Below are 25,889 nucleotides of genomic sequence, written 5' to 3'. Positions count from 1 at the left end.
GGCACGCACGCGCACGGCACGCAACAGAATTGAACATCAGGAGCGAATAATGCAACTCAATCCCTCTGAGATCAGCGAGCTGATCAAGAGCCGGATCCAGGGCCTTGAAGCGAGCACGGACGTTCGCAACCAGGGCACCGTGATCTCCGTGACCGACGGTATCGTGCGCATCCACGGCCTGTCGGACGTGATGCAAGGCGAAATGCTCGAATTCCCGGGCAACACGTTCGGCCTCGCGCTGAACCTCGAGCGCGACTCGGTCGGCGCCGTGATTCTCGGTGAATACGAACACATCTCGGAAGGCGACATCGTCAAGACGACGGGCCGCATTCTCGAGGTGCCGGTCGGCCCCGAACTCGTCGGCCGCGTGGTCGATGCGCTCGGCAACCCGATCGACGGCAAGGGCCCGATCAACGCGAAGCTGACGGACGCGGTCGAAAAGATCGCACCGGGCGTGATTTGGCGTAAGTCGGTGTCGCAGCCGGTGCAAACGGGTCTGAAGTCGATCGACTCGATGGTGCCGATCGGCCGCGGCCAGCGCGAGCTGATCATCGGCGACCGCCAATGCGGCAAGACGGCCGTGGCCGTCGACGCGATCATCAATCAGAAGGGCAAAGACCTCGTCTGTATTTATGTCGCGATCGGCCAGAAGGCTTCGTCGATCATGAACGTCGTGCGCAAGCTCGAGGAATCGGGCGCGATGGAGTACACGATCGTCGTGGCGGCATCGGCTTCGGAATCGGCTGCGATGCAATACCTCGCGCCGTACTCGGGCTGCACGATGGGCGAATACTTCCGCGACCGCGGCCAAGACGCCCTGATCATCTATGACGATTTGACCAAGCAAGCTTGGGCGTATCGCCAAATCTCGCTGCTGCTGCGCCGCCCGCCGGGCCGTGAAGCGTATCCGGGCGACGTGTTCTATCTGCACTCGCGTCTGCTCGAGCGTGCAGCTCGCGTCTCGGAAGAGTACGTCGAGAAGTTCACGAACGGCGAAGTGAAGGGCAAGAGCGGTTCGCTGACGGCGCTGCCCGTCATCGAGACGCAAGCAGGCGACGTGACGGCGTTCGTTCCGACGAACGTGATCTCGATCACCGACGGCCAGATCTTCCTCGAAACCGACCTGTTCAACGCCGGTATCCGCCCCGCAATCAACGCGGGTGTGTCCGTGTCGCGCGTCGGCGGCGCCGCTCAAACGAAGGTCGTCAAGAAGCTCTCGGGCGGTATCCGTACCGACTTGGCGCAGTATCGTGAACTGGCTGCGTTCGCGCAGTTCGCATCGGATCTCGACGAAGCCACCCGCAAGCAGCTCGAGCGCGGCCGCCGCGTGACCGAGCTCCTGAAGCAGCCGCAGTATCAGCCGCTGCAGGTGTGGGAGCTGGCCATGTCGCTGTTCGCGGCGAACAACGGCTACCTCGACGATCTCGAAGTCAAGGATGTGCTGTCGTTCGAAAAGGGCGCGCGCGAATTCCTGAAGACGAGCCATGCCGACCTCATCAAGCGCATCGAAGACACGAAGGACTTGTCGAAGGACGACGAAGCAGCGCTCCACGCCGCTCTGAAGGACTTCAAGAAGTCGGGTGCTTATTGATCGAGGCATAGGGACCTTGAAGCGGTGAGCGCGGCGTTCTAACGAAGAGAAGCCGTTTTAACGACGCGAGCGCTGCTTCGATCAGCTATGCATGGCGCCTGAGTAAGCGCTGAAGCGCTAACACAGGCGGGCAAAGGAGCAAGCAATGGCTGGAATGAAGGAAATCCGCGGCAAGATCAAGAGCGTGCAAAACACGCGAAAGATCACCAAGGCGATGGAGATGGTGGCCGCATCGAAGATGCGCCGCGCTCAGGAGCGCATGCGCGCTGCTCGTCCGTATGCCGACAAGGTCCGCGACATCGCCGCGCACATGAGCCGCGCGAACCCCGAGTATCGTCACCCGTTCATGGTGTCGAACGAAGGCGCGAAAGCGGCCGGCATCATCCTCGTCACGACCGATAAAGGTCTGTGCGGCGGCATGAACACGAACGTGCTGCGCGCGACCGTGGGCAAGTTCAAGGAGCTCGAGCAGAAAGGCCAAACCCTCGAAGCCACGGCAATCGGCGGCAAGGGTCTCGGCTTCTTGAATCGCGTCCGCGCGAAGGTCGTCTCGCACGTCGTGCAGCTCGGCGATACGCCGCACCTCGAAAAGCTGATCGGCGCGGTGAAGGTGCAGCTCGATCTGTACTCGGAAGGCAAGGTTTCGGCGGTGTATCTCGCATACACGCGCTTCGTCAACACGATGAAGCAAGAGCCCGTGATCGAGCAGCTGCTGCCGCTGTCGGCGGAGCACTTCGAGACGGATGAGACGACGCCGAAGTCGGCATGGGACTACATCTACGAACCCGACGCGCAAGCCGTCGTCGACGAGCTGCTCGTTCGCTACGTCGAGGCGCTCGTGTATCAGGCCGTCGCGGAAAACATGGCGTCCGAGCAATCGGCGCGCATGGTCGCGATGAAGGCCGCGTCGGACAACGCGAAGACGGTGATCAGCGAGTTGCAGCTCGTCTACAACAAGAGCCGCCAGGCCGCGATTACGAAGGAACTGTCGGAAATCGTGGGCGGTGCCGCCGCGGTGTAACGCGAGTCGGAACGAACCGTCCTCAGCGCCCGTTGCGCGAGTGAAGAATTGAGTATCTAAAGGAAAAGCGATGAGTACTACTGCTTTGGTAGAAGGCAAGATCGTACAGTGCATCGGCGCGGTGATCGACGTGGAATTCCCGCGTGAACACATGCCGAAGGTCTACGATGCCCTCGTGCTCGAAGGCACGGAACTGACGCTCGAAGTTCAGCAGCAGCTGGGCGACGGCGTCGTGCGCACGATTTGTCTCGGCGCGTCCGACGGCCTGCGCCGCGGCATCATGGTGAAGAACACGGGCTTGCCCATCAGCGTGCCCGTCGGCAAGCCGACGCTCGGCCGCATCATGGACGTGCTCGGCCGTCCGATCGACGAAGCCGGTCCGATCGAAAGCGAAACCAAGCGCTCGATCCACCAGAAGGCTCCGGCGTTCGACGAACTGTCGCCGTCGACGGAACTGCTGGAAACGGGCATCAAGGTTATCGATTTGATCTGCCCGTTCGCGAAGGGCGGCAAGGTGGGCCTGTTCGGTGGCGCCGGCGTCGGCAAGACCGTGAACATGATGGAGCTCATCAATAACATCGCGAAGGAGCACGGCGGCTACTCCGTGTTCGCGGGCGTGGGCGAGCGTACCCGTGAAGGGAACGACTTCTACCACGAAATGAAGGACTCGAACGTGCTCGACAAGGTCGCGCTCGTGTACGGCCAGATGAACGAGCCGCCGGGCAACCGTCTGCGCGTGGCGCTGACGGGCCTGACGATGGCCGAGCACTTCCGTGACGAAGGCCTCGACGTGCTGTTCTTCGTCGACAACATCTACCGTTTCACGCTGGCCGGTACCGAAGTGTCGGCACTGCTCGGCCGGATGCCGTCGGCCGTGGGCTATCAGCCGACGCTGGCCGAAGAAATGGGCAAGCTGCAAGAGCGGATCACGTCCACGAAGAAGGGTTCGATTACGTCGGTGCAAGCCGTGTACGTCCCTGCGGATGACTTGACCGACCCGTCGCCCGCTACGACGTTCGGCCACTTGGACGCAACGGTCGTGCTTTCGCGTGACATCGCTTCGCTCGGTATCTACCCCGCGGTGGACCCGCTCGATTCGACTTCCCGTCAGATCGATCCTAACGTCATCGGCGAAGAGCACTACTCGATCACGCGCGGCGTGCAGCAAACGCTGCAGCGCTACAAGGAATTGCGCGACATCATCGCGATTCTGGGCATGGACGAACTGTCGCCGGAAGACAAGCTGTCGGTGGCGCGCGCACGTAAGATCCAGCGTTTCCTGTCGCAGCCGTTCCACGTCGCTGAAGTGTTCACGGGTTCGCCGGGCAAGTACGTGCCGCTGAAGGAAACGATCCGCGGCTTCAAGATGATCGTCGAAGGCGAGTGCGATCATCTGCCCGAGCAAGCGTTCTACATGGTCGGCACGATCGACGAAGCCTTCGAAAAGGCCAAGAAGATCCAGTAACGGTCGGGTGTTACGCAGCGGGCGCCGGCCACGCGTCTTGTCTTTGTCGATACGTGCGATGTATCGATATCGACGAGCCGCATCGGCGCCCTCTAATGCGCTCAACCAGCCTTGCATGGGACGAAAGACATGGCAACCATCAAAGTAGACGTCGTCAGCGCGGAAGAGCAGATCTTCTCGGGCATGGCGAAATTCGTCGCGCTGCCGGGCGAGGCCGGCGAACTCGGCATCTTGCCGGGTCACACGCCGCTCATCACGCGGATTCGTCCCGGTGCCGTGCGCATCGAGGCCGAAAACGGCGAAGAAGAGTTCGTGTTTGTTGCCGGCGGCATTCTCGAAGTGCAGCCGGGTGCCGTGACCGTGCTCGCCGATACGGCGATTCGCGGTCAGGATCTCGACGAAGCGAAGGCCGATCAGGCGCGCAAGCGCGCCGAGGAAGCCATGCAAAACTCGGGCTCGAACATCGAGTACGCGACGGCGCAAGCCGAGTTGGCCTACGCCACAGCGCAGCTCGCCGCGATTGCCCGTTTGCGCAAGCTGCGCTCGGAACGCCGCTAACGAACGCGCTCGAACGCGCCCGCCTGTCGCGCCGCGATCGGCGCGTGTTCGAAACAATGCGAATAGTAGGATCTTTAACGCCGCTCGGTGATCGCCCAGCGGCGTTTTCTTTTGCGTGGAGGGGAGCGCGCGTACAGTGAAGAAGCACCGGCGCCGGTCGCTCCTGGCATCCATCGAAAGCGGGCTGCGGGTAAGACTTGATGCGAGAGAGTCGCGCTCGGTGGCACAATCTTTCGGCAAAATTTTCTAAGAACACGGAGACATCGAGATGGCGACGCAGCTTCCTGAGGAAGGCGCTCTCATTGCGCCGATCAATGGTCTCTCGTACGTGCGCGGCGCGACCGACATCGCGCTCAGTGAAGCGACGATCGGCCAGCTCTTGCAGAGCACGGCGGCACGCTTTCCGGACCGCCCGGCCGTCGTGTTCCGGGATCAGGGCATTCGATGGACGTGGCGCGAGTTCGCCGACGAAGTCGACGTGCTCGCGGCCGGTTTGGCGTCGAACGGCATCAAGCGCGGCGATCGCGTCGGCATCTGGTCGCCGAATCGGGTCGAGTGGCTGCTGACGCAATTTGCGACCGCTCGCATCGGCGCGATTCTCGTCAACGTCAATCCGGCCTATCGGCTGGCCGAACTCGAGTACGCGCTGAACAAATCGGGCTGCTGCGCACTCATCACGGCCGAATGCTTCAAGAGTTCGAAGTATGTCGAGATGCTGCAGGCGCTTGCGCCGGAACTCGACCAGTGCGAGCCGGGGCAGCTGCGCGCGGCGCGCTTGCCGGCGCTTCGCCTCGTCGTGCGCATGTGCGATACGTCGACGCCGGGCATGACGACGTTTTCCGATCTGATCGAGGCCGGGCGCGTGGCGCGCGAGACGGTCGATCTCGATGCGATCGACGCGGCGCTGTCGGCACTCGACGCGATCAACATCCAATTCACGAGCGGCACCACGGGCAACCCGAAGGGCGCGACGCTCACGCATCGCAATGTCGTCAACAACGCCCGCTATATCGCGATGGCGATGCGTTTTACCGAGGCTGACGCTCTGTGCATTCCGGTGCCGCTCTATCATTGCTTCGGCATGGTGCTCGCCGTGCTCGCGAGCGTGTCGACGGGCGCGAAGATGGTGTTTCCGGGCGAGGCGTTCGAGCCGGCGTCGACGCTGGCCGCCGTGGCCGACGAGCGCTGCACGGCCCTGCATGGCGTGCCGACGATGTTCATCGCCGAGCTCGATCACCCCGACTTCGCGAAATTCGATCTCTCGACGCTGCGCACCGGCATCATGGCCGGCTCGCCGTGCCCGATCGAGACGATGAAGCGCGTCGTCGCGCGCATGCATTTGTCGGAGATCACGATCGCCTACGGCATGACGGAGACGAGCCCCGTCTCGTTCCAGAGCGCGACCGACGATCCGCTCGAACAAAGAACGTCGACGGTAGGGCGCATCGCGCCTCACTTGGAAGCGAAAGTCGTCGATGCGATGGGCAACACGGTGCCCGTGGGCGAAACGGGCGAGTTGTGGACGCGCGGCTATTCGGTCATGCGCGGATACTGGGACGACGAGCCGCGGACGCGAGAGGCGATCGTCGACGGCTGGATGCGCACGGGCGATCTGGCGACGATCGATGCGCAAGGTTATTGCAACATCGTCGGCCGCTTGAAGGACATGCTCATTCGCGGCGGCGAGAACGTCTACCCGCGTGAAGTGGAAGAGTTTCTATTTAGGCATCCTAAGGTTCAGAGCGTGCAGGTGTTCGGCGTGCCCGACGAGAAGTACGGCGAGGAGGTGTGTGCGTGGATCGTCACGCGTCCCGGCGAGCAGCTGACCGAGGAGGAAGTCAGGGCCTATTGCCAAGGGCAGATTGCACACTATAAGGTGCCGCGCTACATCCGTTTCGTCGAGGAGATGCCGATGACGGTGACCGGCAAGGTGCAGAAGTTCGTCATGCGCGAGCGGATGATCGAGGAACTCAAGGGCGAGCGCTAATGTGCGTTGGCGCTTCGTACCGGATCGGAGGTGGAACTCTGCGTGGTGCTGCAGTAAGTACTGCAGCACCGACTCCGGATGAGCTTTGCACAGGACCGAAGTCAGCACTAAACCGCCAACTCCGGATTACGGAAAAAAAAAGCGGGCTTGATAGCCCGCTAAAAACCACACGCTACGGGGTTAGCGCGAGGAGACCAACGAAGGAGCCGGTGCACATCACGACAAACGAACTGACGCGCATCGACAACGACTCCAACAGAGATGCCCGAAATGACTCGGTAACCTATCGGCTCGGGCATTGCTACGATCTATTCGACCAGCCCAAGCGAAGACACATCCGTGTTGAAACCGTTGAGGGCATTGTGGGCGAATTGCCAAAAGGACGCGGTAACAAAGTGTTTCAGGTTGTAACGCCCGCCCAATAAGGCGTTGCGGGATTTTTTACACGATCTTGGGATCAATTAAGTCACTATTTCCGATTAACGGCAAGAAGTGAAATGCCGCGTGAATAGTGTCTCAGTAATTTATCGAGAAAATAGCATGAATGGGTTTCGTCTAGGGAATTGCGGGCTTAAGATGCCCCTTCCCGCTCGCACGCCGCGCGTGTATCTGACCGAGTCTTGCGCGTGCCGACAATTTTTACCCATCGACGTGGCAACACAATGAACGAGTCCGAGACCCTCAAACGCATCCTCGGCCGCGACCGCGTGATCGCCGTGGTCGGTTTGTCCACGCATGCGTACCGCCCGAGCCACTCGGTGGCCGCCTACATGCAGTCGCACGGCTATCGCATCGTGCCCGTGAATCCGGCGTATGCCAACGACACCGTCGGCGTGCTCGGCCAGCGTTGCTACGCTTCGCTGGCCGATGCCGCGCAGGCGCTCGCGCAGGAAGGCGCCGCCATCGAGATGGTCGACGTGTTTCGTCGGCCCGCGCAGGCGGCGGACATCGCGGACCAAGCGATCGCGATCGGCGCGAAATCGCTGTGGCTGCAAGTGGGCGTCGTCAACGACGAGGCGGTCGCGCGTGCGAACGCCGCGGGCCTCGATGTCGCGATGAACGTCTGCGTGAAGGTCGAGCATGAGCGGCTGTTCGGCACGACGCATCGCGCCAATGCGCCGGCACCGCGCGTGCCCGACTGAGCCGCCCTCGCGCCGGGCCGATTTCGATCGGCTCGGCGCATCGCTCGCTCCAGTTTTAGCTTTATTACCGTTGTCACATCACTTGAGCCATTTGTCCGAAATCGACTGAAATTCGCCTGTTGCACGCGCGAGGTGCAGCCACTGATCGACGTATTGCTGGAACGTCACGTCCCCCGGCGGCAGCATGTAGGCCTTTTCTCCGTACTGGAAGGGCTTGTCGGGATGCACCGAGCAGAGGCCCGGATTGAGCTTTTGCTGCAGCAGCGTCTCCGACGCGTCGGTCACCATGACGTCGGCCTTCCCGTCGAGGATCTGCTTGAAGATCGTGACGTTGTCGGGGTAGACCGTGACCTTCGCATGCGTGAGGTACTGCTTCGCGAAGCGATCGTTCGTGCCGCCGGGATTGACGATCACGCGCGTCGACGGCTGGTCGATCTGCGCGAGCGTCTGGTACTTGCCGACGTCGGCGCAGCGCGTGATCGGCGTTTTGCCGTCGATCATGTACGGCTGTGTGAAATACACGTGCTTCTGGCGCTCGAGGGAGGTCGAGACGCCGCCCACGGCGATGTCGCATTTCGCGAGGAAGTCGTCCATCAAGTGCGACCACGTCGTCTTCACGTACTCGGCCTTCACGCCCAGCGACTTCGCCAACGATTCGGCCATGTCGATGTCGATCCCTTCGAACGTGCCGTCGCTCTTGAGGAACGAGTAGGGCTTGTAGTCGCCCGTCGTGCACACGCGCAGCGTGCCGCGCGCGATGACGGCGTCCAGCCTCGAACTCGACGCCGCGGCCGGCGCGGCGCCGCTCGTTTGCCCGAACGCTGTGCCAAGGCAGGAGGCCGTTAGCGCAATCGCACCGATCGCCTTGCGCGCTAGCCGGTTCTTTTTCATGAGATCCCCTTTGTGCTTTGACGTTGTATTTCGAGAGCGGACCGGTCAGCCGAGGCCGGCCGGATGCCGCAACGCGTTCGATAATAGCTGCGCCAAAATGGCGCAGGCCTTTCCCGGCGCACTCTGAAGGCCGGTATGCGACGCGTTGGAGACGCGAGCGTCCGGTAAAATAGCGTTCTTCTTCGCCTTGCCTTCAAGTCCGACGTGCCTTCGACCCTGCTCAACGATACGTTCCTGCGCGCGCTGCTGCGCGAGCCGACCGATTACACCCCGATTTGGCTCATGCGCCAGGCGGGCCGTTATCTGCCCGAATACAACGCCACGCGCGGCCGTGCCGGCAGTTTCCTCGGCTTGGCCAAGAACCCCGATTACGCGACCGAGGTCACGCTGCAGCCGCTGGAGCGTTTCCCGCTCGATGCCGCTATTCTGTTTTCGGACATCCTCACCGTGCCTGACGCGATGGGCCTGGGATTGTCGTTCGCCGCCGGCGAGGGCCCCCGGTTCGCGCATCCCGTGCGGACGGAGCAAGACGTCGCCCGTCTGCGGGTGCCCGATATCGAGTCCACCCTCGGCTATGTGCTCGACGCCGTGAAATCGATACGCCGCGCCCTGACCGACGCCGAGGGGCGCCAGCGCGTGCCGCTGATCGGTTTTTCGGGCAGCCCGTGGACGCTCGCGTGCTACATGATCGAGGGCGCCGGGTCGGACGACTTCCGCACGGTGAAATCGATGCTGTATGCGCGCCCCGATCTCATGCACCGGATTCTGGAGATCAACGCCGAAGCCGTTGCCGCGTATCTGAACGCGCAGATCGCGGCGGGCGCCCAGGCCGTGATGATTTTCGATACCTGGGGCGGCGCGCTGGCCGACGGCATATTTCAGCGTTTTTCATTGCATTACATCGACGCCGTCGTGCGCCGGCTCGTGCGCGAGCACGACGGGGCCCGCGTGCCGGTCATCACGTTCACGAAGGGCGGCGGCCTTTGGCTCGAGGAGATCGCAGCGTGCGGCGTCGATGCGGTCGGCCTCGACTGGACCGTCAACCTCGGGCGCGCGCGCGAACGCGTCGGCGCGCGCGTGGCGCTGCAGGGCAATCTCGATCCCACGGTACTGTTCGCGCCACCCGAGGCCGTCCGTGCGCAAGCGCGGGCCGTCCTCGACAGCTACGGCAATCATCCGGGGCACGTCTTCAACCTGGGCCACGGCATCTCGCAATTCACGCCGCCGGAGCAGGTCGCCGAACTCGTCGATGAAGTGCACCGGCACAGCCGGGCGATCCGGGCCGGTTCCGCCTCGGGCGCGTAATCAGACGATGAAGAGACGATGAGTTTTGCTGCAGCGCAGCGAGCTGGGCTCTCGATCTAGGGACCGAGTCGCCCGCAAGATGGCATCGCCGGGTCGTCTTGTGATTGTCAAGACTTGACTTATACACATTCTTCTCGTTGCGGCGCGGTAGAGCGTGCGGTGGTTGACTCCACCCCGCAAACGATGTACCTCCCGGGACGCGGCCTTGACCGGCAAGGGTTTGCGCCCGACCCGCGAAGTGTGCGGTTTCCCACAGAATGTCAGCGCGACGGCCTCTTTTGGGTTCCGCCGGCGCACTTTTCAACAAAGTTATCCACAGGCGGTCTCGCTCGCGCGGCAAAGTTCAGCGAGATCCATAGGTTAGCGACGAATCTCATGTTTCACTTTAAGTTCATGTCGTTCGGTCTGCGCTGCCTGCGTGCACAACCGGGTGGGCGCCGCAGCGATGCCCCGCGGGGCTGTCCGCCATGAGCGGGGCGTTCGTTCGCGTCGCGCTCGACTCTCCGCTGCCGACCCTTTTCGATTACCGCTGCGATAGCCCGCCGCCGTCCCCGGGCACCCTGGTTGCTGTACCGTTCGGCAAGCGCACGATCGTGGGGCTAATCGTGGAAGTGAGTGCTCACAGTGACGTCCCGGCCGAGCGCGTGCGCAGCGTCGAGGCGGTATGCAGCGCTTGCGCCCCGTTGTCTTCCGAGTGGCTCGAACTCGTTTCGTTCGCCGCCGACTACTACCAGCGCTCGCTCGGCGAAGTGGCGCTGCCGGCGCTGCCGCAGGCGCTGCGCGACCCGGATCGGTGGCCGCGACTGTTCGCCGTCGAGCCGCGCTATCGATTGACGGACGCCGGCCGCGCCGCCTTGCCCGACGCGTTGCCGGCGCGAGCCGCGGCGCTGCGCCGGCTGGCCGATGCATTGGCGGGCGGCCAAGTGCTCGGCGCCTCGGACGCCCGCGCTTTGCATCCCAAAGCCGGCGCCACGTTGGCCGCTTGGCAGGCACAGGGGTGGATCGAAGCCGAGCCGGCTGCCGGGCCGGACGGTGCGCTCGATGGTGCGGCACGCTCCAACGGGGAGACGAGCGCCGCAGGCGACGAGCGCGTTGCCGCCGTTCGTCCCGCACTGACCGACGAACAGACACAAGCCGTCGATGCGATCGCCGGTGCGCAAGGCTTTGCACCGTTCCTGCTGCACGGCGTCACGGGCAGCGGCAAAACCGAGGTGTACCTGCGCGCACTCGAACGGCTGTTCGCGGCTCGGCCCGATGCACAGGCGCTCGTGCTCGTTCCGGAAATCAATCTGACGCCGCAGTTCGAAGCGGCTTTTCGCGCGCGCTTCGCGGGGCTCGCCGGTGCCGAGGCGATCGTCACCTTGCACAGCGCGATGGCCGACGGCGAGCGCGCGCGCAGCTGGCTTGCGGCGCATACGGGGCGCGCGCGCATCGTGCTCGGCACGCGTCTGGCCGCGCTGGCTTCGCTGCCCGCGCTCGCCATGATCGTCGTCGACGAAGAACACGAGCCGGCTTACAAGCAGCAGGAAGGGCTGCGCTATTCCGCGCGCGATTTGGCGATCTGGCGGGCCAAGCAGCGCGGGATCGCCGTCGTGCTCGGATCGGCCACACCCTCGCTCGAAAGCTGGTGGCAGGCCGAGCAGGGCCGCTACCGGCGGCTGTCGCTGTCGCGGCGCGCGGTGGCCGACGCCGTGTTGCCGTCCGTCCGCATGATCGACCTCGAGGAGGAACGCCGCCGCGGGCGGGGCAGCGTCGACGGCATCTCGGGGCCGCTCGTCGCGGCACTGAAAGCGCGGCTCGAGCGCGGCGAGCAAAGCCTCGTCTTTCTCAATCGCCGCGGCTATGCGCCCGTGCTTGCCTGCGACGCCTGCGGGTGGGTGGCGGGCTGTCCGCGCTGCAGCGCCTACGTCGTGCTGCACAAAAACGAGCACGCGCTGCGCTGCCACCATTGCGGCTGGGAATCACGCGTGCCGCGCGCCTGCCCGGAGTGCGGCAACGTCGACATCGCACCGCTCGGCCGCGGGACGCAGCGCGTCGAGGAGACGCTTGCGGCGCTCGTTCCGGGCGCGCGAGTGCTGCGCATCGACGCCGACAGCACGCGCCGCAAGGGCAGTGCGCAGACGCTGTTTTCGAACGTGCATGCGGGCGAAGTCGACATCCTTGTCGGCACTCAAATGATTGCCAAGGGGCACGATTTTCAGCGTGTTTCCCTGGTTGGCGTGCTCAATGCCGACGCAGCGCTGTTTTCGCACGACTTTCGCGCGAGCGAGCGGCTGTTCGCGCAGCTGATGCAGGTGAGCGGGCGCGCGGGCCGGAGCGGCTTGGCCGGCGAAGTGCTCGTGCAGACGCGCTATCCCCGGCACGCGCTCTATCACGCGCTGGGTCGCCACGATTACGTCGGCTTCGCGAATGCGACGCTCTCGGAGCGGCGCGACGCGCAATTGCCGCCGTTCGTCTATCAAGCGCTGCTGCGCGCCGAAGCGCGTACGCTGGACGCCGCCTTCGCCTTTCTCAAGGCGGCCGGCGCGGCGTTGTCCGACCTGCCTTTCGCGGAGCGTGTGACCGTCTACGACGCCGTGCCGATGACGATCGTCAAGGTCGCCAATGTGCACCGCGCGCAATTGCTCATCGAAAGCGCATCACGCGCGTCGCTGCTGGCGACGCTGCGCGCCTGGCAGCCGATGCTACGGACATTGAAAGGCGTGTTGCGCTGGAGCGTCGAGGTCGATCCGCTCGACATCTGAGCGCGTGGAGGGGCTGGGGCGGGAGAAGTTCGGGGGCGCCGAGCCGGCGCACCGCGCTTGGACGATGCGTCGGCTCTGCCGCCGACCGGGACCGGCTTAGTGGCGCAGGCGGCTGCGCGCGTTGCGGGCGCGCGTCCGGACACGGTTCGTGTAGCTCGGCGCGGGCGAGACGAGGGGCCGCGCGCAGGCGGCGAAAGGAGAGCGCCGGCGCTGCCCCGCCTGCCGATTACGGGCAGAGGACCGGCTTTCGTTCGAGCAAATCATGATGCGCCTCGAGGTGGGTGCGATCTGTAATTCATGTAATTGCGTTGGGCGCGGCCGGTGCAACCCGTGCTTGGCGCCCCCTGTCGCTCGGTCTGGTCTCAGCACCGAGGCAGTCGCTCCCTAGTTTTTGCGAACACGTCGTTCGCCCTTCAGCTGCGCTCGGTCAGAAGCGCGTCGTTGGCCGCCTTGGCCCTGACCCGAGCTTGACGCACGCGCGCCAGCGCCACGGCACGGCTGTGTGCCGGCGATGCTCCGCGAACGAACAGCGCTAGGCACACCACGGCCATCGTCCAGATACCGCCGATTACGATCCACTTTTCCATTTCGCCTCTCCTTTCGTGGCGCTTACCGTGCGCTAGAACGCTTTCCTGCGTTAACGGCATTCCTCAGCCCTCGCGTAGGGCGGCGGGAACGATTTCACGTCAGGGAAAACACTGAGCGCAATCGGCGAGGTCGAACCGGTGCCGATTCCGCGCCAACGCTTGCCCGTAAAGGGTTTCATCGGGGTGCAACCAGATCGGGATTTTGGTTGCACCTTTTTATTGTGAGGCGTACGATTCGGCCAACTTTTTAGTGATCGGGCCGGCTCAATCACCGGCTATCGAAGGAACCATGGCCAGCACTACTCTCGGCGTCAAAGTCGACGACCTCCTCCGCACCCGCCTCAAAGAGGCCGCCGCCCGCCTCGAGCGCACTCCCCATTGGCTCATCAAGCAGGCGATCTTCGCGTATCTCGAGAAGATCGAACATGGGCAATTGCCCCCTGAGCTCTCAGGCGTGTCGAACTTGGGCGAGCTCGGCGACGGCCCCGCCGCCGAGCACGAGGAAGACGGCGCACCGCACCCGTTCCTCGACTTCGCGCAGAACGTGCAGCCGCAGTCGGTGTTGCGCGCGGCGATCACGGCCGCGTACCGCCGTCCCGAGCAAGAGTGCGTGCCGTTTCTGATCGGCGAGGCCCGCCTGCCCGAGCAGCTGTCGGCGGACGTCGGCAAGATGGCGACGAAGCTCGTCGAAACGCTGCGCGCGAAGCGCACGGGCGGCGGCGTCGAGGGCCTGATTCACGAGTTCTCGCTGTCGAGCCAGGAAGGCGTCGCGCTGATGTGTCTGGCCGAAGCGCTGCTGCGCATTCCCGATCGCGCCACGCGCGACGCGCTCATTCGCGACAAGATCAGCAAGGGCGATTGGAAGTCGCACATGGGCCACGCGCCGTCGATGTTCGTCAATGCGGCGACCTGGGGCCTCATGATCACGGGCAAGCTCGTGACGACCAACAGCGAAGCCGGCTTGTCGTCGGCGCTCACGCGTTTGATCGGCAAGGGCGGCGAGCCGCTGATCCGCAAGGGCGTCGACATGGCGATGCGCTTGATGGGCGAGCAGTTCGTGACGGGCGAGACGATTTCGGAAGCGCTCGCGAACAGCCGCAAGTTCGAAGCGCGGGGCTTTCGCTACTCGTACGACATGCTCGGCGAAGCGGCCACGACCGAAGAGGACGCACTGCGCTACTACGCGTCGTACGAACAAGCGATCCATGCGATCGGCAAAGCGGCCGGCGGGCGCGGCATCTATGAAGGCCCCGGCATCTCGATCAAGCTTTCGGCGCTGCATGCGCGCTATTCGCGCGCTCAGCAAGAACGCACGATGAACGAGCTGCTGCCGCGCGTGCGGGCGCTCGCCATCCTCGCGCGCCGCTACGACATCGGCTTGAACATCGACGCCGAGGAAGCCGATCGTTTGGAGCTCTCGCTCGATCTGCTCGAAGCGTTGTGCTTCGATGCCGAACTGGCCGGCTGGAACGGCATCGGCTTCGTCGTGCAGGCCTATCAAAAGCGCTGCCCGTTCGTGATCGACTACGTGGTCGACCTCGCGCGCCGCAGCCGCCACCGCATCATGGTCCGCCTCGTGAAGGGCGCGTATTGGGACAGCGAAATCAAGCGCGCGCAGCTCGACGGGCTCGAAGGCTATCCCGTCTACACGCGCAAGATCTACACCGACGTCTCGTATCTCGCCTGCGCGAAGAAGCTGCTCGGCGCGCCCGATGCCGTCTACCCGCAGTTCGCGACGCACAACGCCTACACGCTGGCGGCGATCTATCATCTGGCCGGGCAGAACTACTACCCGGGCCAGTACGAGTTCCAATGCCTGCACGGCATGGGCGAGCCGCTGTACGAAGAAGTCACGGGCCGCGAGAAATTGAATCGCCCGTGCCGGATCTACGCGCCGGTCGGCACGCACGAAACGCTGCTCGCGTACCTCGTGCGCCGCCTGCTCGAGAACGGCGCGAACACCTCGTTCGTCAATCGCATCGCCGACGAAACCGTGCCCGTTTCCTCGCTCGTGGCCGATCCCGTCGACGAAGCTTCGAGGATCGTCCCGCTCGGCGCGCCGCACGCGAAGATCCCGCTGCCGCGCGACTTGTTCGGCAGCGAGCGTCTCAATTCGATGGGCCTCGATCTGTCGAACGAGCATCGCCTCGCTTCGCTGTCGTCGGCGCTGCTCGCGAGTGCGCACCATCCGTGGCGTGCCGCGCCGATGCTCGAAAACGGCGAGTTGGCCGCATCGAGCGCCGAGGGCCGCAGCGAACACGTCGTGCGCAATCCGTCCGACCACCGCGATCTCGTCGGCACCGTCGTCGAAGCGACGCGCGACGATGTGAACGCCGCGCTGGCCGCGGCCGTCGCCAGCGCCCCGATCTGGCAGGCGACGCCCGTCTACGCCCGCGCCGATTGCCTCGCGCGTGCAGCCGATCTGCTCGAAGCGCAGATGCATACGCTGATGGGTCTCATCGTGCGCGAAGCGGGCAAGTCGCTCGCGAACGCGATCGCCGAGATCCGCGAAGCCGTCGATTTCCTGCGCTATTACTCGGCGCAAATCCGGGAGGAATTCTCGAACGATACGCATCGCCCGCTCGGCCCGGTGGTCTGCATCAGCCCGTGGAACTTCCCGCTCGCGATCTTCATGGGGCAAGTGGCCGCCGCGCTCGCGGCCGGCAACACCGTGCTCGCCAAGCCCGCCGAGCAAACGCCGTTGATCGCCGCGCAGGCCGTGCGCCTACTGCGTGAAGCCGGCGTGCCCGCGGGTGCCGTGCAACTGCTGCCCGGCGACGGCGAGACCGTCGGCGCCGCGCTCGTGGCCGATTCGCGTACGCGTGCCGTCATGTTCACGGGCTCGACCGAAGTCGCGCGCCTCATCAACAAGACGCTCGCCGATCGTCTCGATCCGGACGGCAAGCCGATTCCGCTGATCGCCGAAACGGGCGGACAGAACTCGATGATCGTCGACTCGTCGGCGCTCGCGGAGCAAGTCGTCGCCGACGTCATGCAGTCGGCCTTCGATTCGGCCGGCCAGCGCTGCTCGGCGCTGCGCGTGCTGTGTTTGCAAGACGACGTCGCCGATCGCACGCTGACGATGCTCAAGGGCGCAATGCACGAGCTCGCGCTCGGCAACCCCGATCGTTTGTCCACGGACGTCGGCCCCGTCATCGATGCCGAAGCGAAGCGCACGATCGATACGCACGTGGCCGCGCTTCGCGAGAAGGGTCGCTCGGTCACGCAATTGCCGCTGCCCGAAGGCTGCGCGCACGGCACGTTCGTGCCGCCGACGCTGATCGAACTCGACGGCATCGACGAGCTGAAACGCGAAGTGTTCGGCCCGGTGCTGCACGTGATCCGCTATCGCCGCAGCGGCCTCGACAAGCTGCTCGAGCAGATCCGCGCGACGGGCTACGGCCTCACGCTCGGGATCCATACGCGGATCGACGAAACGATCGCGCATGTGATTTCCAACGCGCACGTCGGCAACATCTACGTCAATCGCAACGTGATCGGCGCGGTGGTCGGGGTGCAGCCGTTCGGCGGAGAAGGGCTGTCGGGCACGGGTCCGAAGGCCGGCGGCGCGCTCTATCTGCAGCGCCTGTTGGCCAAGCGCCCGTCGGGCTTGCCGAAGTCGCTGGCGGCTTCGCTCGTCGCAGACGGCGCGGCCGAACCCGAGAAAAGCGCCGAGAAGAGCGGCGCGACAACCTCGCCCCGTGCCGCGCTGACGGCGCTGCGCGACTGGCTCATCGCCGATCGGCAGCCCGTACTCGCGGCGCGCTGCGACGGCTATCTCGCAAACATGCCGGCCGGCGCCACGGCGGTCTTGCCGGGCCCAACGGGCGAGCGCAACACCTATACGCTCGGCGCCCGCGGTACGGTATCGTGCGTGCCCTCGACGGCAAGCGGCGCGCGTGCGCAGTTCGCGGCGGTGCTGGCCACGGGCAACCGCGCGGCCTTTTCGGGCGCGGCCGGCGAGTCGCTTGTCGCCGCGCTGCCGGCTCAGCTCAAGCCGTTCGCCGAGGCGCGCAAGGGGGCCGATGCCCCGTTCGACGCCGTGCTGTTCGAGGGCGACAGCGACGAGCTGCTCACGCTCGTGAGGGAAGTGGCCAAGCGCCCGGGGCCGATCGTGTCGGTGCAAGGCGTCTCGACACACGCGCTGGAGAACGGCGATGAAGATTACGCGCTCGAGCGGCTGCTGACCGAACGCTCGGTGAGCGTGAACACGGCAGCCGCCGGCGGCAATGCGAATTTGATGACGATCGGCTGAGCAATCCTTGTCGATGGAATCAAAACCGGGAGCGGCGCGGAGACCCCGAAGCCGCTTCCAACTACCTTGGTATCTAGGAGAAGAGAAAGCTATGCAGCACAAAATGAAAACGCTGGCAGGCGCGACGCTCGTTGCCGCAATGTCGCTGGTGGGGACCGCACACGCACAACAGGCCGATCAAGTGAAGATCGGCTTTGCCGGCCCGATGACGGGCCCGCAAGCGCACTACGGCACTGACTTTCAAAACGGCGTGAAGCTCGCGATCGCCGACATGAACGCGACGAAGCCCGTGATCGGCGGCAAGCAAGTCGAGTTCGTGCTCGATTCGGCCGACGACCAAGCTGACCCGCGCACGGGTACGACGGTTGCGCAAAAGCTCGTCGACGACGGCATCAAGGGCATGATCGGCCACTTCAACTCGGGCACGACGATCCCGGCTTCGCGCATCTACGCGAACGCGGGCATCCCCGAAGTTGCGATGGCGACGGCGCCTGAGTACACGCAGCAAGGCTTCAAGACGACGTTCCGCATGATGACCTCGGACACGCAGCAAGGTTCGGTGGCGGGCACGTTCGCGGTGAAGAACCTGCACATGATGAAGATCGCGATCGTCGACGACCGTACGGCTTATGGCCAAGGTCTGGCCGATCAATTCGCGAAGGCGGCCAAGGCTTCGGGCGCGACGATCGTCGACCGTGAGTTCACGAACGACAAGGCTGTCGACTTCAAGGGCATCTTGACGAAGCTGAAGGCCGCCAAGCCCGACCTGATCTACTTCGGCGGCGCCGACGCGCAAGCCGCGCCGATGGCCAAGCAAATGAAGTCGCTGGCGATCACGGCACCGTTGATGGGCGGCGAAATGCTGCACACGCCCGACTTCCTGAAGATCGCCGGCCCGGCCGCCGACGGCACCTACGCCTCGCTGGCAGGCCTGCCGCTTTCCGACATGCCTGGCGGCGCCCAATACGTTGCGAAGTACAAGAAGATGTTCGGCACGGACGTCGAAACGTACTCGCCGTATGCCTATGACGGCACGATCGCGCTGCTGACGGCGATGAAGAAGGCCAACTCGACGGATCCGGCGAAGTACCTGCCGGTGCTCGCGAAGACCAACATGGCCGGCGTGACGACGACGCACCTCGCATACGACGACCACGGCGATCTGAAGAACGGCGGCATCACGATCTACAAGGCTGAAAACGGCCAGTGGAAGCCGCTGCAAAGCGTCGGCGCGAAGTAATCCTATCGCGAATCGCTGAGCGCGCCGCCTCCTGGGGGGCGCGCTGAAAGCCCCGCGGGCCCATACGTCCCGCGGGGCTTTTTTCGTTTATGAGCGCGTGCAACGGGCGCGTGCAGCACGCGCGATCCGGACGCTGATGAAGCGACCCGTCACCTCCGCCGGATTGCACGTCATTCGCCGTTCGGCGCTCAGCCGACGTGCGTCCGCTTGGCCGGCGCCGGCAGCGTTTCCATTGTGGAGAGGCCGTGGACGATGCCGCAGTCGTCCACGGTTCCTTCCCCCTTGCATTGCTCGCGCAGTTCGATCAACTGCGCTTTGAGATGTTCCAGTTCGGCCAGCCGTGTATCGACATGGACGATGTGCTCGTCGAGCAGGGCGTCGATCGATTCGCAGCGGTCCGAGTGGCGGTCCGTAAAGCGCAACAACATGCGGATCTCGTCGTGCGTCATGTCCAGCGCGCGACAGTTGCGGATGAAGCGCAGCCGCTCGATGTGCTCGGGCCCGTAGCTGCGATAGTTCGCTTCGGTTCGCTGAGCGCCTGATATCAGACCCTCTTTCTCGTAGAAGCGGATGGTTTCAGTCGTGCAATGGGCGGCTTTCGCCAATTCGCCGATTTTCATGGGAACCTCGCAACGGTCGTGGGTTGACCTTGGAGTGGCTATAAGGTGTTTACTGTAATCCAACGGTTTCCCGAGGACATATCCATGACGCGATCGCATCGCGCAGATTCCATACATTACGCCGAGCGGCAGCAAAATGTCGTGACGGCCGACGGTGGGCACGCGCATCGCCACGACGACAATGGAGCATCCCAGCATCATCGTCATTCACATGAATGCGGGCATGCTCATGAGCACGTCCATAGCCACGCGCACGAGCAGCAGGCGCGGCACGAGCACGAGCACGCCGGCCATGGCCATGCCGATCATGACGGATGCTGCTCCCACGAAGCGGCGGTGCTGACCCCGTTGCCCGCTGCGTCGAAGCGCGCCGACGGCATCGAGACGACGATCCGCATCATGCAGATGGATTGTCCGACCGAGGAGGCGCTGATCCGCGGCAAGCTCGACGGCATGGCGGCGGTCACCGGCCTCGCCTTCAACCTGATGCAGCGCACGCTCACGGTCGTGCATGCACCGGGTGCCGAGCCGGCCGTTCTCGATGCCATCCGTTCTCTCGGTTTCGTGCCGGAGTTGCCCGATCCCGCCTCGCGCGCGCAGTCGATCGCGGAACCCGCGCGCCCGTGGTGGCCGCTCGCATTGGCCGCGCTTGCGGCGATCGTCTCCGAAGCGGCGACTTGGTTCGGCGTCTCGCCGTGGCTCGCGGGCGGTTTCGCCGGTTTCGCGCTCGCGCTGAGCGGGATCGGGACCTATCGCAAGGGATGGATCGCCGTCCGAAACGGCAATCTCAACATCAACGCGTTGATGAGCATTGCCGTGACGGGCGCGATGGCGCTGCGCCAGTGGCCCGAAGCGGCGATGGTCATGGTGCTGTTCGCGCTTGCGGAGCGGATCGAGGCGATGTCGCTCGATCGCGCGCGCAACGCCATTCACGCGCTCATGCAACTGGCGCCCGAGAAAGCGACTGTCCAGCAGAGCGACGGCGCCTGGCTCAGCGTCGAAGCGAAGACCGTACCGATCGGGGCGCGCGTGCGCGTGGCGCCCGGCGAGCGGGTCGCGCTCGACGGCGAGATCGTTCTCGGCGAATCGAGCGTGAACCAGGCGCCGATCACGGGCGAGAGCCTACCCGTCGACAAGGGGCCGGGCGACGCCGTGTTCGCGGGCACGATCAACGAGGCCGGCTCGTTCGAATATCGCGTCACCGCCTCCGCCGACGGCACGACGCTCGCGCGGATCATCCACGCCGTCGAGCAGGCGCAGGGCAACCGTGCGCCGACGCAGCGTTTCGTCGACCGCTTCGCGCGCGTCTACACGCCGATCGTCTTCGCTTGCGCGCTGCTCGTCGCGGTCGTGCCGCCGCTCGTCGCCGGCGGGATGTGGCGGGAATGGATCTACCGCGCGCTCGTCATGCTCGTCATCGCGTGTCCCTGCGCGCTCGTCATTTCGACACCGGTTGCGATCGTGAGCGGACTCGCGGCTGCGGCCCGGCGCGGCATTCTCGTCAAGGGCGGCGTCTACCTCGAAGAGGGACGCAAGCTCGCATGGCTGGCGCTCGACAAGACGGGTACGATCACGACGGGCGCGCCCGCGCAAACCGATTTCGAGCCGCAACCCGACGTGTCGGCCATCGATTGTCGACGGATCGCGGCGGCGCTCGCGGGGCGCTCCGATCACCCGGTATCGCGCGCGATCGCGAAGGCGGCCGCGCAGGCGAGCGAACTTGAAGGGGGCCGCGCGACGGTGTCCGTCGACAGTTTCGAAGCGCTGCCTGGACGCGGCGTGGCGGGCTCGATCGAAAGCACGCGTTATTGGCTCGGCAACGCGCGTCTCGCGCGCGAACGAGGGCTTCTGCTTACTACTGTCGAAGCGCGCGCCGACGAACTCGAGCGGCTGGGCCGATCGGTCGTCTTGTTGATGGACGAGGCACGCGTGCTCGCATTGTTTGCCGTGGCCGACACGGTCAAGCAGACGAGCCGCGCCGCGCTGGCCCAATTGCATGCGCTCGGCATTCGCACGGCGATGCTGACGGGCGACAACGCGCACACGGCGCGTGCGATCGCGGCCGAAGTCGGAATCGACGATGTGCGCGGCGACCAGCTGCCCGACGACAAACTGCGTGCGATCGAGTCGCTTTCGGCCGACGGCGGCGCGGTGGGCATGGTCGGCGACGGCATCAACGATGCACCTGCGCTCGCGCGAGCGCGGATCGGCTTTGCGATGGGCGCGATGGGCAGCGACGCAGCGATCGAGACGGCCGATGTCGCGCTGATGGACGACGACTTGCGCAAGATCCCGGCGTTCGTGCGCTTGTCGCGCTCGACCTATGCGGTGCTCGTGCAGAACATCGTGTTCGCGCTCGCGATCAAAGTGATTTTTCTGGCATTGACACTCATGGGGCTCGGGACGATGTGGATGGCCGTGTTCGCCGATGCGGGGGCGAGCCTGATCGTGGTCGCGAACGGGCTGCGGCTGCTGCGTCGATAACCGAATACGCAAACAGGCGGAGCAACGAGAACGATGAAAACGAATCGCATCGTCGCAAACATCGCAGTGTCCCAAGATGAAATCGATAGGGCTGCATCGTTTTATCGAGACGTATTGGGCCTCGAAATGCTGATGGATCACGGCTGGATCGTGACCCTGGGGAACGGCGAACGCATGCAAGTCCAACTGAGCATCGCTGCCGAAGGTGGTTCGGGCGCGCCGGTGCCGGATTTGTCGATCGAAGTCGACGATGTCGACGAAGCATTCGCTCGTGCGCGGGCGGGTGGCTTCGCGATTGACTACGGCGTCGCCGATGAGCCGTGGGGCGTGCGCCGCTTTTACGTGCGCGATCCATTCGGCAAACTCGTCAACGTGCTGTCGCACATCTAGCCCTGCCGGGGCTCACTTCGGGGCCGGCTCGGCCGGCGTGACGCTTAGCGTGAGCTTTTGCGTCAGGCGCAGTACGACGATCTCGACGGTACGATCGATCCTCGATGCATCGAGCACGCGCTGCAGCGCATCGATGCCATCCACGGCCAGGCCGTCGATCGCGATGACCGTATCGTCGACGCGCAGCCCGCCGAGCGCGGCCGGGCTGCCTTTGGCAACCTCCATCACGCGCACGCCGCTTGTCGTGCCGAGCGCGAAGTAGCGCTGCACCTTGCGTGCGATCGGCACGGTGGTGCCGGCCACGCCGATATAGGCGCGGCGCACGCGGCCGTGCGCGAACAATTGCATGATGACCCACTTGGCCGTATCGATCGCGGTGGCGAAGCAGATCGCCTGCGCGCCGGGAATGATGGCCGTGTTGACGCCGATGACCTGTCCGGCGGAATTGACGAGCGGGCCGCCGGAGTTGCCGGGGTTGAGGGCCGCGTCGGTTTGGATGACGTCGTAGATCATGCGGCCCGAGGCCGAGCGCAGCGAGCGGCCGAGTGCCGAGACGACGCCGGTCGTCACCGTTTGCGCGAGACCGAGCGGATTGCCGACGGCGATGGCGATCTGACCGACGCGCAGCTTCGACGATTCGCCGAGCTCGGCGTGCGGCAGCGGCTCGGCCGAGCCGATGCGGAGCACGGCGAGATCGGTGCTCGGATCTTCGCCGACTAGACTGGCGTCGTGAGTCGATCCGTCGGCGAGCGTGACGCGAATCGCCGTGGCGCCATGGACGACGTGGCTGTTGGTCAGCAGATAGCCGTCGGGCGTGAAGAGAAACCCGGAGCCGGTGCCGCCGCGCGGGTGCTGCTCGCCCGGGACCGTGCGCTCGACCGAGACGAAAACGACTGCTTGCTGAACGCGTTCGAGCGCGTTGATGACGGTGCGCGAGTAGGCATCGAGCAGGGTGTCGTCTCGATCGAGCACGACATCGTTCGCGGATGGACCGCCGTGCGGCGACGGCGCACGCGCGAGGTCATCGATAAAGGCAGGGCGGCTTCCCATGATCGTCGTTCTCCGAAATGGAGGAGGAACTCAGATGCGGGGTGGGGTGGGGGTTTTTCAAGGGGGGCAGTGGCTGGTGCGGCCCCTCAATACAGGAGTCTCGCATCGGATGTGGCCGGTGGGGGAGGCCGAACGTGACCGCGTGCTCGCGCCCGCGCATTACGCGGCTCTTTTGCCTGCGGCTGGATTTCGACTGCTTGCTTGTTCGGCCGAGGTTCTGCCGAAACCCCGGAATTACTTGCCGATACAAAACCGGCTAAAAATCACGCCCAGCAAATCATCCGAAGTGAACTCCCCGGTAATCGAGTTCAACGCTTCCTGGGCCAGCCGCAATTCTTCCGCAAACAAATCGAGCGACTGCGCACGCTCTTGCGCGTGGTCCGTCGCGAGCGACACATGATCCTGGGCCGCGCGCAGCGCGATCAAATGCCGCTCGCGCGCGAGATAGACGCTTTCCGTCCCCGCTTGCCAACCCGCAATGCGCAGCAATTCCGCGCGCAACAGATCGATGCCCAGGCTTTTCTTGGCCGACAACCGGATTTCGCAAACTTCTGTCTCTCCGCCGCCCACCGCCTGTCGATTTACCGACGCACCGACTTCCGTCAAATCGGTCTTGTTCAGCACTCGCACGACCGGTATGCCGCTCGGAAACCGCTCGTCGATCACGACATCCTCGTCGGTCACCCCCGAGCGGGCATCGAGCAAGTGCAAGACGACATCGGCGCGCTCGATCTCGCTCCACGTCCGCGCAATGCCGATTCGCTCGACTTCGTCTTCCGTCTCGCGCAATCCGGCTGTATCGATCACATGCAGCGGAATGCCTTCGATCTGAATCGTCTGCGTGACCTTGTCGCGCGTCGTCCCCGCGATCGGCGTCACGATCGCCAGTTCGGCCCCGGCCAACGCGTTAAGCAGTGAAGACTTACCCACGTTCGGTTGCCCTGCCAGCACCACCGACAACCCTTCCCGCAGCAACGCACCTTGGCGTGCTTCGCCGAGGATGTGATCGAGCCGGGTCCGAATGTGCGCGAGCTTGCCACGGGCATCCGCCGCTTCGAGGAAGTCGATTTCTTCCTCCGGAAAATCGAGCGTGGCCTCGACGAGCATCCGCAACGTAATCACTTCGTCGACGAGCGCGTGAATATCGCGCGAGAACGCCCCGTCGAGCGAACGCCCCGCCGAACGCGCCGCGGCTTCCGTGCTCGCTTCGATGAGGTCGGCGACGGCCTCCGCTTGCGCGAGGTCGAGCTTGTCGTTCAAAAATGCGCGCCGCGTGAACTCGCCCGGCTCGGCTAGCCGAAGACCGAATGCCTGTCCCGCCTCGAGGCACCGCTGCAGGACGAGTTGCAGCACGACCGGGCCGCCATGGCCCTGCAGTTCGACTACGTATTCGCCCGTGTACGAATGCGGCGCCGGGAAGTAAAGCGCGATTCCGCGGTCGAGCACGTTCCCTCCCGCGTCGACGAACGGCACGTAGCTCGCGTGGCGCGGCGTCAGCGCTTGGCCGCAAAGCGCGCCCATCAAGGCCAGCGCAGCGGTTTCCCCAACCCGCCCGCACGAAATGCGCACGACACCAATGCCGCCGCGTCCGGGGGCAGTGGCGATGGCGACGATTGGATCGGAATCGAGAGGCAGCATGGTCGAACGGGAGCGAGAGGTGCAAGGGGGCGAGGCGGCGCGTATGCCCGGCATTGTAGCGTGGCGATGTCCGAGGCCCTTCGATCTCCGATCAGGCTCGGCCGCGCCGATACCATAGTTAAGCTTTATCTCAATCGAGATAGCGTAAAATTAGGACGAAATGAAGCTTGTGCGTCCACTGATCTCCCCGCAAAGCTAGCTGGCATGTGAGTTTCTGCCGAAACGCCACTATGTGCGCACGGCCCCCTGCCCGCCCGAAATCAGCGCAATTCGCACCCGATCAAGCTAAAGCTGACCCAGCCGGTTGTCTCCTCGACATGGACCGGATTGCACAATTTGCCGATGCCGACCGCCGAAGAAAAAGCCGCGTTCTCCGAGCGCCTCAAGTTCGCGTTGCAGCGTAGCCCTGAAAAGGTGCTGGGCGGGACGCAGCTCGCGCTGCATTTCAACTTGCGGCATCACGGCGATCAGCCGATTTCCCCGCAAACGGCCCACAAGTGGCTGACGGGCCGGACGATCCCGACCTCCGACAAGCTCGAGACGTTGTCGCACTGGCTGCGCGTCGATCCGCACTGGCTCCATTACGGCCCGCCGCCGAACGCGCAAGCACGCGTTACCCCCAAGCCGCTTCCGCGCGACGAAAAGTATCCGCTTACGCCCGAGACGATCGAGTTGGCGTCGAAAATCGAATCACTGTCGGCGCACCATCGCTATCTCGTGCAGGAATTGATCGAGCAGTTCTACGGGGACCGCAGCGAGCGATAGCGCTGCAGGGTTCTTCGAGGAACGGCCAAACCGCCAAACAAAAAAAATCGCCCGGCGTGCATGAACTGCACCGGGCGATTTTCTTTACGAATCCCGAACGTCGAATCCCGAACGTCGAATCTCGATCGAACCGCGATTCGCGCCGGCCGCGCAGCC

19 protein-coding genes are annotated in these 25,889 nt (G+C 64.5%); 14 read left to right on the top strand and 5 right to left on the bottom strand.

Annotation, left to right across the window (positions count from 1 at the left end; genetic code table 11):
• The first annotated feature begins 49 nt into the window (after positions 1 to 49).
• From atpA to DWV00_RS14330, 7 genes are all read left to right on the top strand, one after another.
• Positions 50 to 1,591 carry a F0F1 ATP synthase subunit alpha gene (gene atpA / locus DWV00_RS14360; RefSeq protein WP_115534235.1) on the top strand — a complete coding sequence of 514 codons (1,542 nt, stop codon included), beginning with the start codon at positions 50 to 52 and terminating at the stop codon, positions 1,589 to 1,591.
• A 145-nt stretch (positions 1,592 to 1,736) separates the two neighbouring features.
• Positions 1,737 to 2,612 carry a F0F1 ATP synthase subunit gamma gene (gene atpG, locus DWV00_RS14355; protein ID WP_115534234.1) on the top strand — a complete coding sequence of 292 codons (876 nt, stop codon included), beginning with the start codon at positions 1,737 to 1,739 and terminating at the stop codon, positions 2,610 to 2,612.
• A gap of 70 nt (positions 2,613 to 2,682) precedes the next feature.
• On the top strand, positions 2,683 to 4,077 hold the full coding sequence (atpD, locus tag DWV00_RS14350) for a F0F1 ATP synthase subunit beta (protein WP_115534233.1): 1,395 nt from the start codon (positions 2,683 to 2,685) through the stop codon (positions 4,075 to 4,077).
• A 129-nt stretch (positions 4,078 to 4,206) separates the two neighbouring features.
• Positions 4,207 to 4,635 carry a F0F1 ATP synthase subunit epsilon gene (locus DWV00_RS14345; protein ID WP_115534232.1) on the top strand — a complete coding sequence of 143 codons (429 nt, stop codon included), beginning with the start codon at positions 4,207 to 4,209 and terminating at the stop codon, positions 4,633 to 4,635.
• 268 nt (positions 4,636 to 4,903) lie between these two features.
• Positions 4,904 to 6,622 (top strand): AMP-binding protein, encoded by a 1,719-nt coding sequence (locus DWV00_RS14340; protein WP_115534231.1) that lies wholly within the window; start codon positions 4,904 to 4,906, stop codon positions 6,620 to 6,622.
• 209 nt (positions 6,623 to 6,831) lie between these two features.
• The gene (locus DWV00_RS34045; RefSeq protein ID WP_181885464.1) at positions 6,832 to 7,047 is read left to right on the top strand and encodes a hypothetical protein; all 216 of its coding nucleotides are present in this window, start codon (positions 6,832 to 6,834) and stop codon (positions 7,045 to 7,047) included.
• A gap of 237 nt (positions 7,048 to 7,284) precedes the next feature.
• On the top strand, positions 7,285 to 7,764 hold the full coding sequence (locus DWV00_RS14330; protein WP_115534229.1) for a CoA-binding protein: 480 nt from the start codon (positions 7,285 to 7,287) through the stop codon (positions 7,762 to 7,764).
• Between the two features lie 78 nt (positions 7,765 to 7,842).
• On the opposite strand, the gene DWV00_RS14325 is transcribed toward DWV00_RS14330, so the two are convergent.
• Complete coding sequence (locus DWV00_RS14325) at positions 7,843 to 8,655, bottom strand: transporter substrate-binding domain-containing protein (protein WP_115534228.1); 813 nt, start codon at positions 8,653 to 8,655, stop codon at positions 7,843 to 7,845.
• 204 nt (positions 8,656 to 8,859) lie between these two features.
• Between DWV00_RS14325 and hemE the strand changes: the two genes are divergently transcribed.
• On the top strand, positions 8,860 to 9,960 hold the full coding sequence (hemE, locus tag DWV00_RS14320; protein ID WP_115534227.1) for a uroporphyrinogen decarboxylase: 1,101 nt from the start codon (positions 8,860 to 8,862) through the stop codon (positions 9,958 to 9,960).
• Between the two features lie 467 nt (positions 9,961 to 10,427).
• Complete coding sequence (locus DWV00_RS14315; RefSeq protein ID WP_115534226.1) at positions 10,428 to 12,704, top strand: primosomal protein N'; 2,277 nt, start codon at positions 10,428 to 10,430, stop codon at positions 12,702 to 12,704.
• A gap of 413 nt (positions 12,705 to 13,117) precedes the next feature.
• Here DWV00_RS14315 and DWV00_RS34040 read toward each other — a convergent pair whose 3' ends face one another.
• Positions 13,118 to 13,291, bottom strand: coding sequence for a hypothetical protein (locus tag DWV00_RS34040; RefSeq protein ID WP_181885455.1), 174 nt, complete (start codon positions 13,289 to 13,291; stop codon positions 13,118 to 13,120).
• A 289-nt stretch (positions 13,292 to 13,580) separates the two neighbouring features.
• On the opposite strand from DWV00_RS34040, the gene putA reads away from it, so the two are divergent.
• Together putA and DWV00_RS14305 are read left to right on the top strand one after the other, a co-directional pair.
• On the top strand, positions 13,581 to 17,546 hold the full coding sequence (gene putA / locus DWV00_RS14310) for a trifunctional transcriptional regulator/proline dehydrogenase/L-glutamate gamma-semialdehyde dehydrogenase (RefSeq protein ID WP_115534225.1): 3,966 nt from the start codon (positions 13,581 to 13,583) through the stop codon (positions 17,544 to 17,546).
• Positions 17,547 to 17,637: 91 nt separating this feature from the next.
• Entirely contained in the window at positions 17,638 to 18,786 is a 1,149-nt protein-coding gene (locus DWV00_RS14305; RefSeq protein WP_115534224.1) for a branched-chain amino acid ABC transporter substrate-binding protein, read from the top strand.
• A 188-nt stretch (positions 18,787 to 18,974) separates the two neighbouring features.
• Here DWV00_RS14305 and cadR read toward each other — a convergent pair whose 3' ends face one another.
• Entirely contained in the window at positions 18,975 to 19,406 is a 432-nt protein-coding gene (gene cadR / locus DWV00_RS14300) for a Cd(II)/Pb(II)-responsive transcriptional regulator (protein ID WP_115534223.1), read from the bottom strand.
• A gap of 336 nt (positions 19,407 to 19,742) precedes the next feature.
• Between cadR and DWV00_RS14295 the strand changes: the two genes are divergently transcribed.
• Positions 19,743 to 21,890 (top strand): heavy metal translocating P-type ATPase, encoded by a 2,148-nt coding sequence (locus DWV00_RS14295; protein ID WP_245964876.1) that lies wholly within the window; start codon positions 19,743 to 19,745, stop codon positions 21,888 to 21,890.
• A 33-nt stretch (positions 21,891 to 21,923) separates the two neighbouring features.
• Entirely contained in the window at positions 21,924 to 22,280 is a 357-nt protein-coding gene (locus DWV00_RS14290) for a VOC family protein (protein ID WP_115534221.1), read from the top strand.
• Positions 22,281 to 22,292: 12 nt separating this feature from the next.
• Here DWV00_RS14290 and DWV00_RS14285 read toward each other — a convergent pair whose 3' ends face one another.
• Positions 22,293 to 23,330, bottom strand: coding sequence for a S1C family serine protease (locus tag DWV00_RS14285; protein ID WP_115534220.1), 1,038 nt, complete (start codon positions 23,328 to 23,330; stop codon positions 22,293 to 22,295).
• A gap of 234 nt (positions 23,331 to 23,564) precedes the next feature.
• The gene (gene mnmE / locus DWV00_RS14280; protein WP_115534219.1) at positions 23,565 to 24,968 is read right to left on the bottom strand and encodes a tRNA uridine-5-carboxymethylaminomethyl(34) synthesis GTPase MnmE; all 1,404 of its coding nucleotides are present in this window, start codon (positions 24,966 to 24,968) and stop codon (positions 23,565 to 23,567) included.
• A gap of 342 nt (positions 24,969 to 25,310) precedes the next feature.
• Here mnmE and DWV00_RS14275 point away from each other — a divergent pair, with 342 nt between their 5' ends.
• Positions 25,311 to 25,733, top strand: coding sequence for a transcriptional regulator (locus DWV00_RS14275; protein ID WP_115534218.1), 423 nt, complete (start codon positions 25,311 to 25,313; stop codon positions 25,731 to 25,733).
• The last annotated feature ends 156 nt before the right edge of the window (positions 25,734 to 25,889 follow it).

This window comes from Trinickia dinghuensis (genome assembly GCF_003367175.1).
In the GTDB taxonomy this organism is placed as follows: domain Bacteria; phylum Pseudomonadota; class Gammaproteobacteria; order Burkholderiales; family Burkholderiaceae; genus Trinickia; species Trinickia dinghuensis.
Note: the sequence above shows the minus strand (reverse complement) of the source record. Positions and strands in the feature narration are given on the sequence as shown.

What these genes read in the sequence shown, in the direction of transcription:
- cadR (WP_115534223.1), bottom strand. Translation starts at nt 19,406, where the DNA reads ATGAAAATCGGCGAATTGGCGAAAGCCGCCCATTGCACGACTGAAACC.
- DWV00_RS14315 (WP_115534226.1), top strand. Translation starts at nt 10,428, where the DNA reads ATGAGCGGGGCGTTCGTTCGCGTCGCGCTCGACTCTCCGCTGCCGACC.
- DWV00_RS14305 (WP_115534224.1), top strand. Translation starts at nt 17,638, where the DNA reads ATGCAGCACAAAATGAAAACGCTGGCAGGCGCGACGCTCGTTGCCGCA.
- atpG (WP_115534234.1), top strand. Translation starts at nt 1,737, where the DNA reads ATGGCTGGAATGAAGGAAATCCGCGGCAAGATCAAGAGCGTGCAAAAC.
- DWV00_RS14290 (WP_115534221.1), top strand. Translation starts at nt 21,924, where the DNA reads ATGAAAACGAATCGCATCGTCGCAAACATCGCAGTGTCCCAAGATGAA.
- DWV00_RS14275 (WP_115534218.1), top strand. Translation starts at nt 25,311, where the DNA reads ATGCCGACCGCCGAAGAAAAAGCCGCGTTCTCCGAGCGCCTCAAGTTC.
- DWV00_RS14345 (WP_115534232.1), top strand. Translation starts at nt 4,207, where the DNA reads ATGGCAACCATCAAAGTAGACGTCGTCAGCGCGGAAGAGCAGATCTTC.
- DWV00_RS14285 (WP_115534220.1), bottom strand. Translation starts at nt 23,330, where the DNA reads ATGGGAAGCCGCCCTGCCTTTATCGATGACCTCGCGCGTGCGCCGTCG.
- atpD (WP_115534233.1), top strand. Translation starts at nt 2,683, where the DNA reads ATGAGTACTACTGCTTTGGTAGAAGGCAAGATCGTACAGTGCATCGGC.
- putA (WP_115534225.1), top strand. Translation starts at nt 13,581, where the DNA reads ATGGCCAGCACTACTCTCGGCGTCAAAGTCGACGACCTCCTCCGCACC.
- DWV00_RS14325 (WP_115534228.1), bottom strand. Translation starts at nt 8,655, where the DNA reads ATGAAAAAGAACCGGCTAGCGCGCAAGGCGATCGGTGCGATTGCGCTA.
- atpA (WP_115534235.1), top strand. Translation starts at nt 50, where the DNA reads ATGCAACTCAATCCCTCTGAGATCAGCGAGCTGATCAAGAGCCGGATC.
- DWV00_RS14340 (WP_115534231.1), top strand. Translation starts at nt 4,904, where the DNA reads ATGGCGACGCAGCTTCCTGAGGAAGGCGCTCTCATTGCGCCGATCAAT.
- mnmE (WP_115534219.1), bottom strand. Translation starts at nt 24,968, where the DNA reads ATGCTGCCTCTCGATTCCGATCCAATCGTCGCCATCGCCACTGCCCCC.
- DWV00_RS34040 (WP_181885455.1), bottom strand. Translation starts at nt 13,291, where the DNA reads ATGGAAAAGTGGATCGTAATCGGCGGTATCTGGACGATGGCCGTGGTG.
- DWV00_RS14330 (WP_115534229.1), top strand. Translation starts at nt 7,285, where the DNA reads ATGAACGAGTCCGAGACCCTCAAACGCATCCTCGGCCGCGACCGCGTG.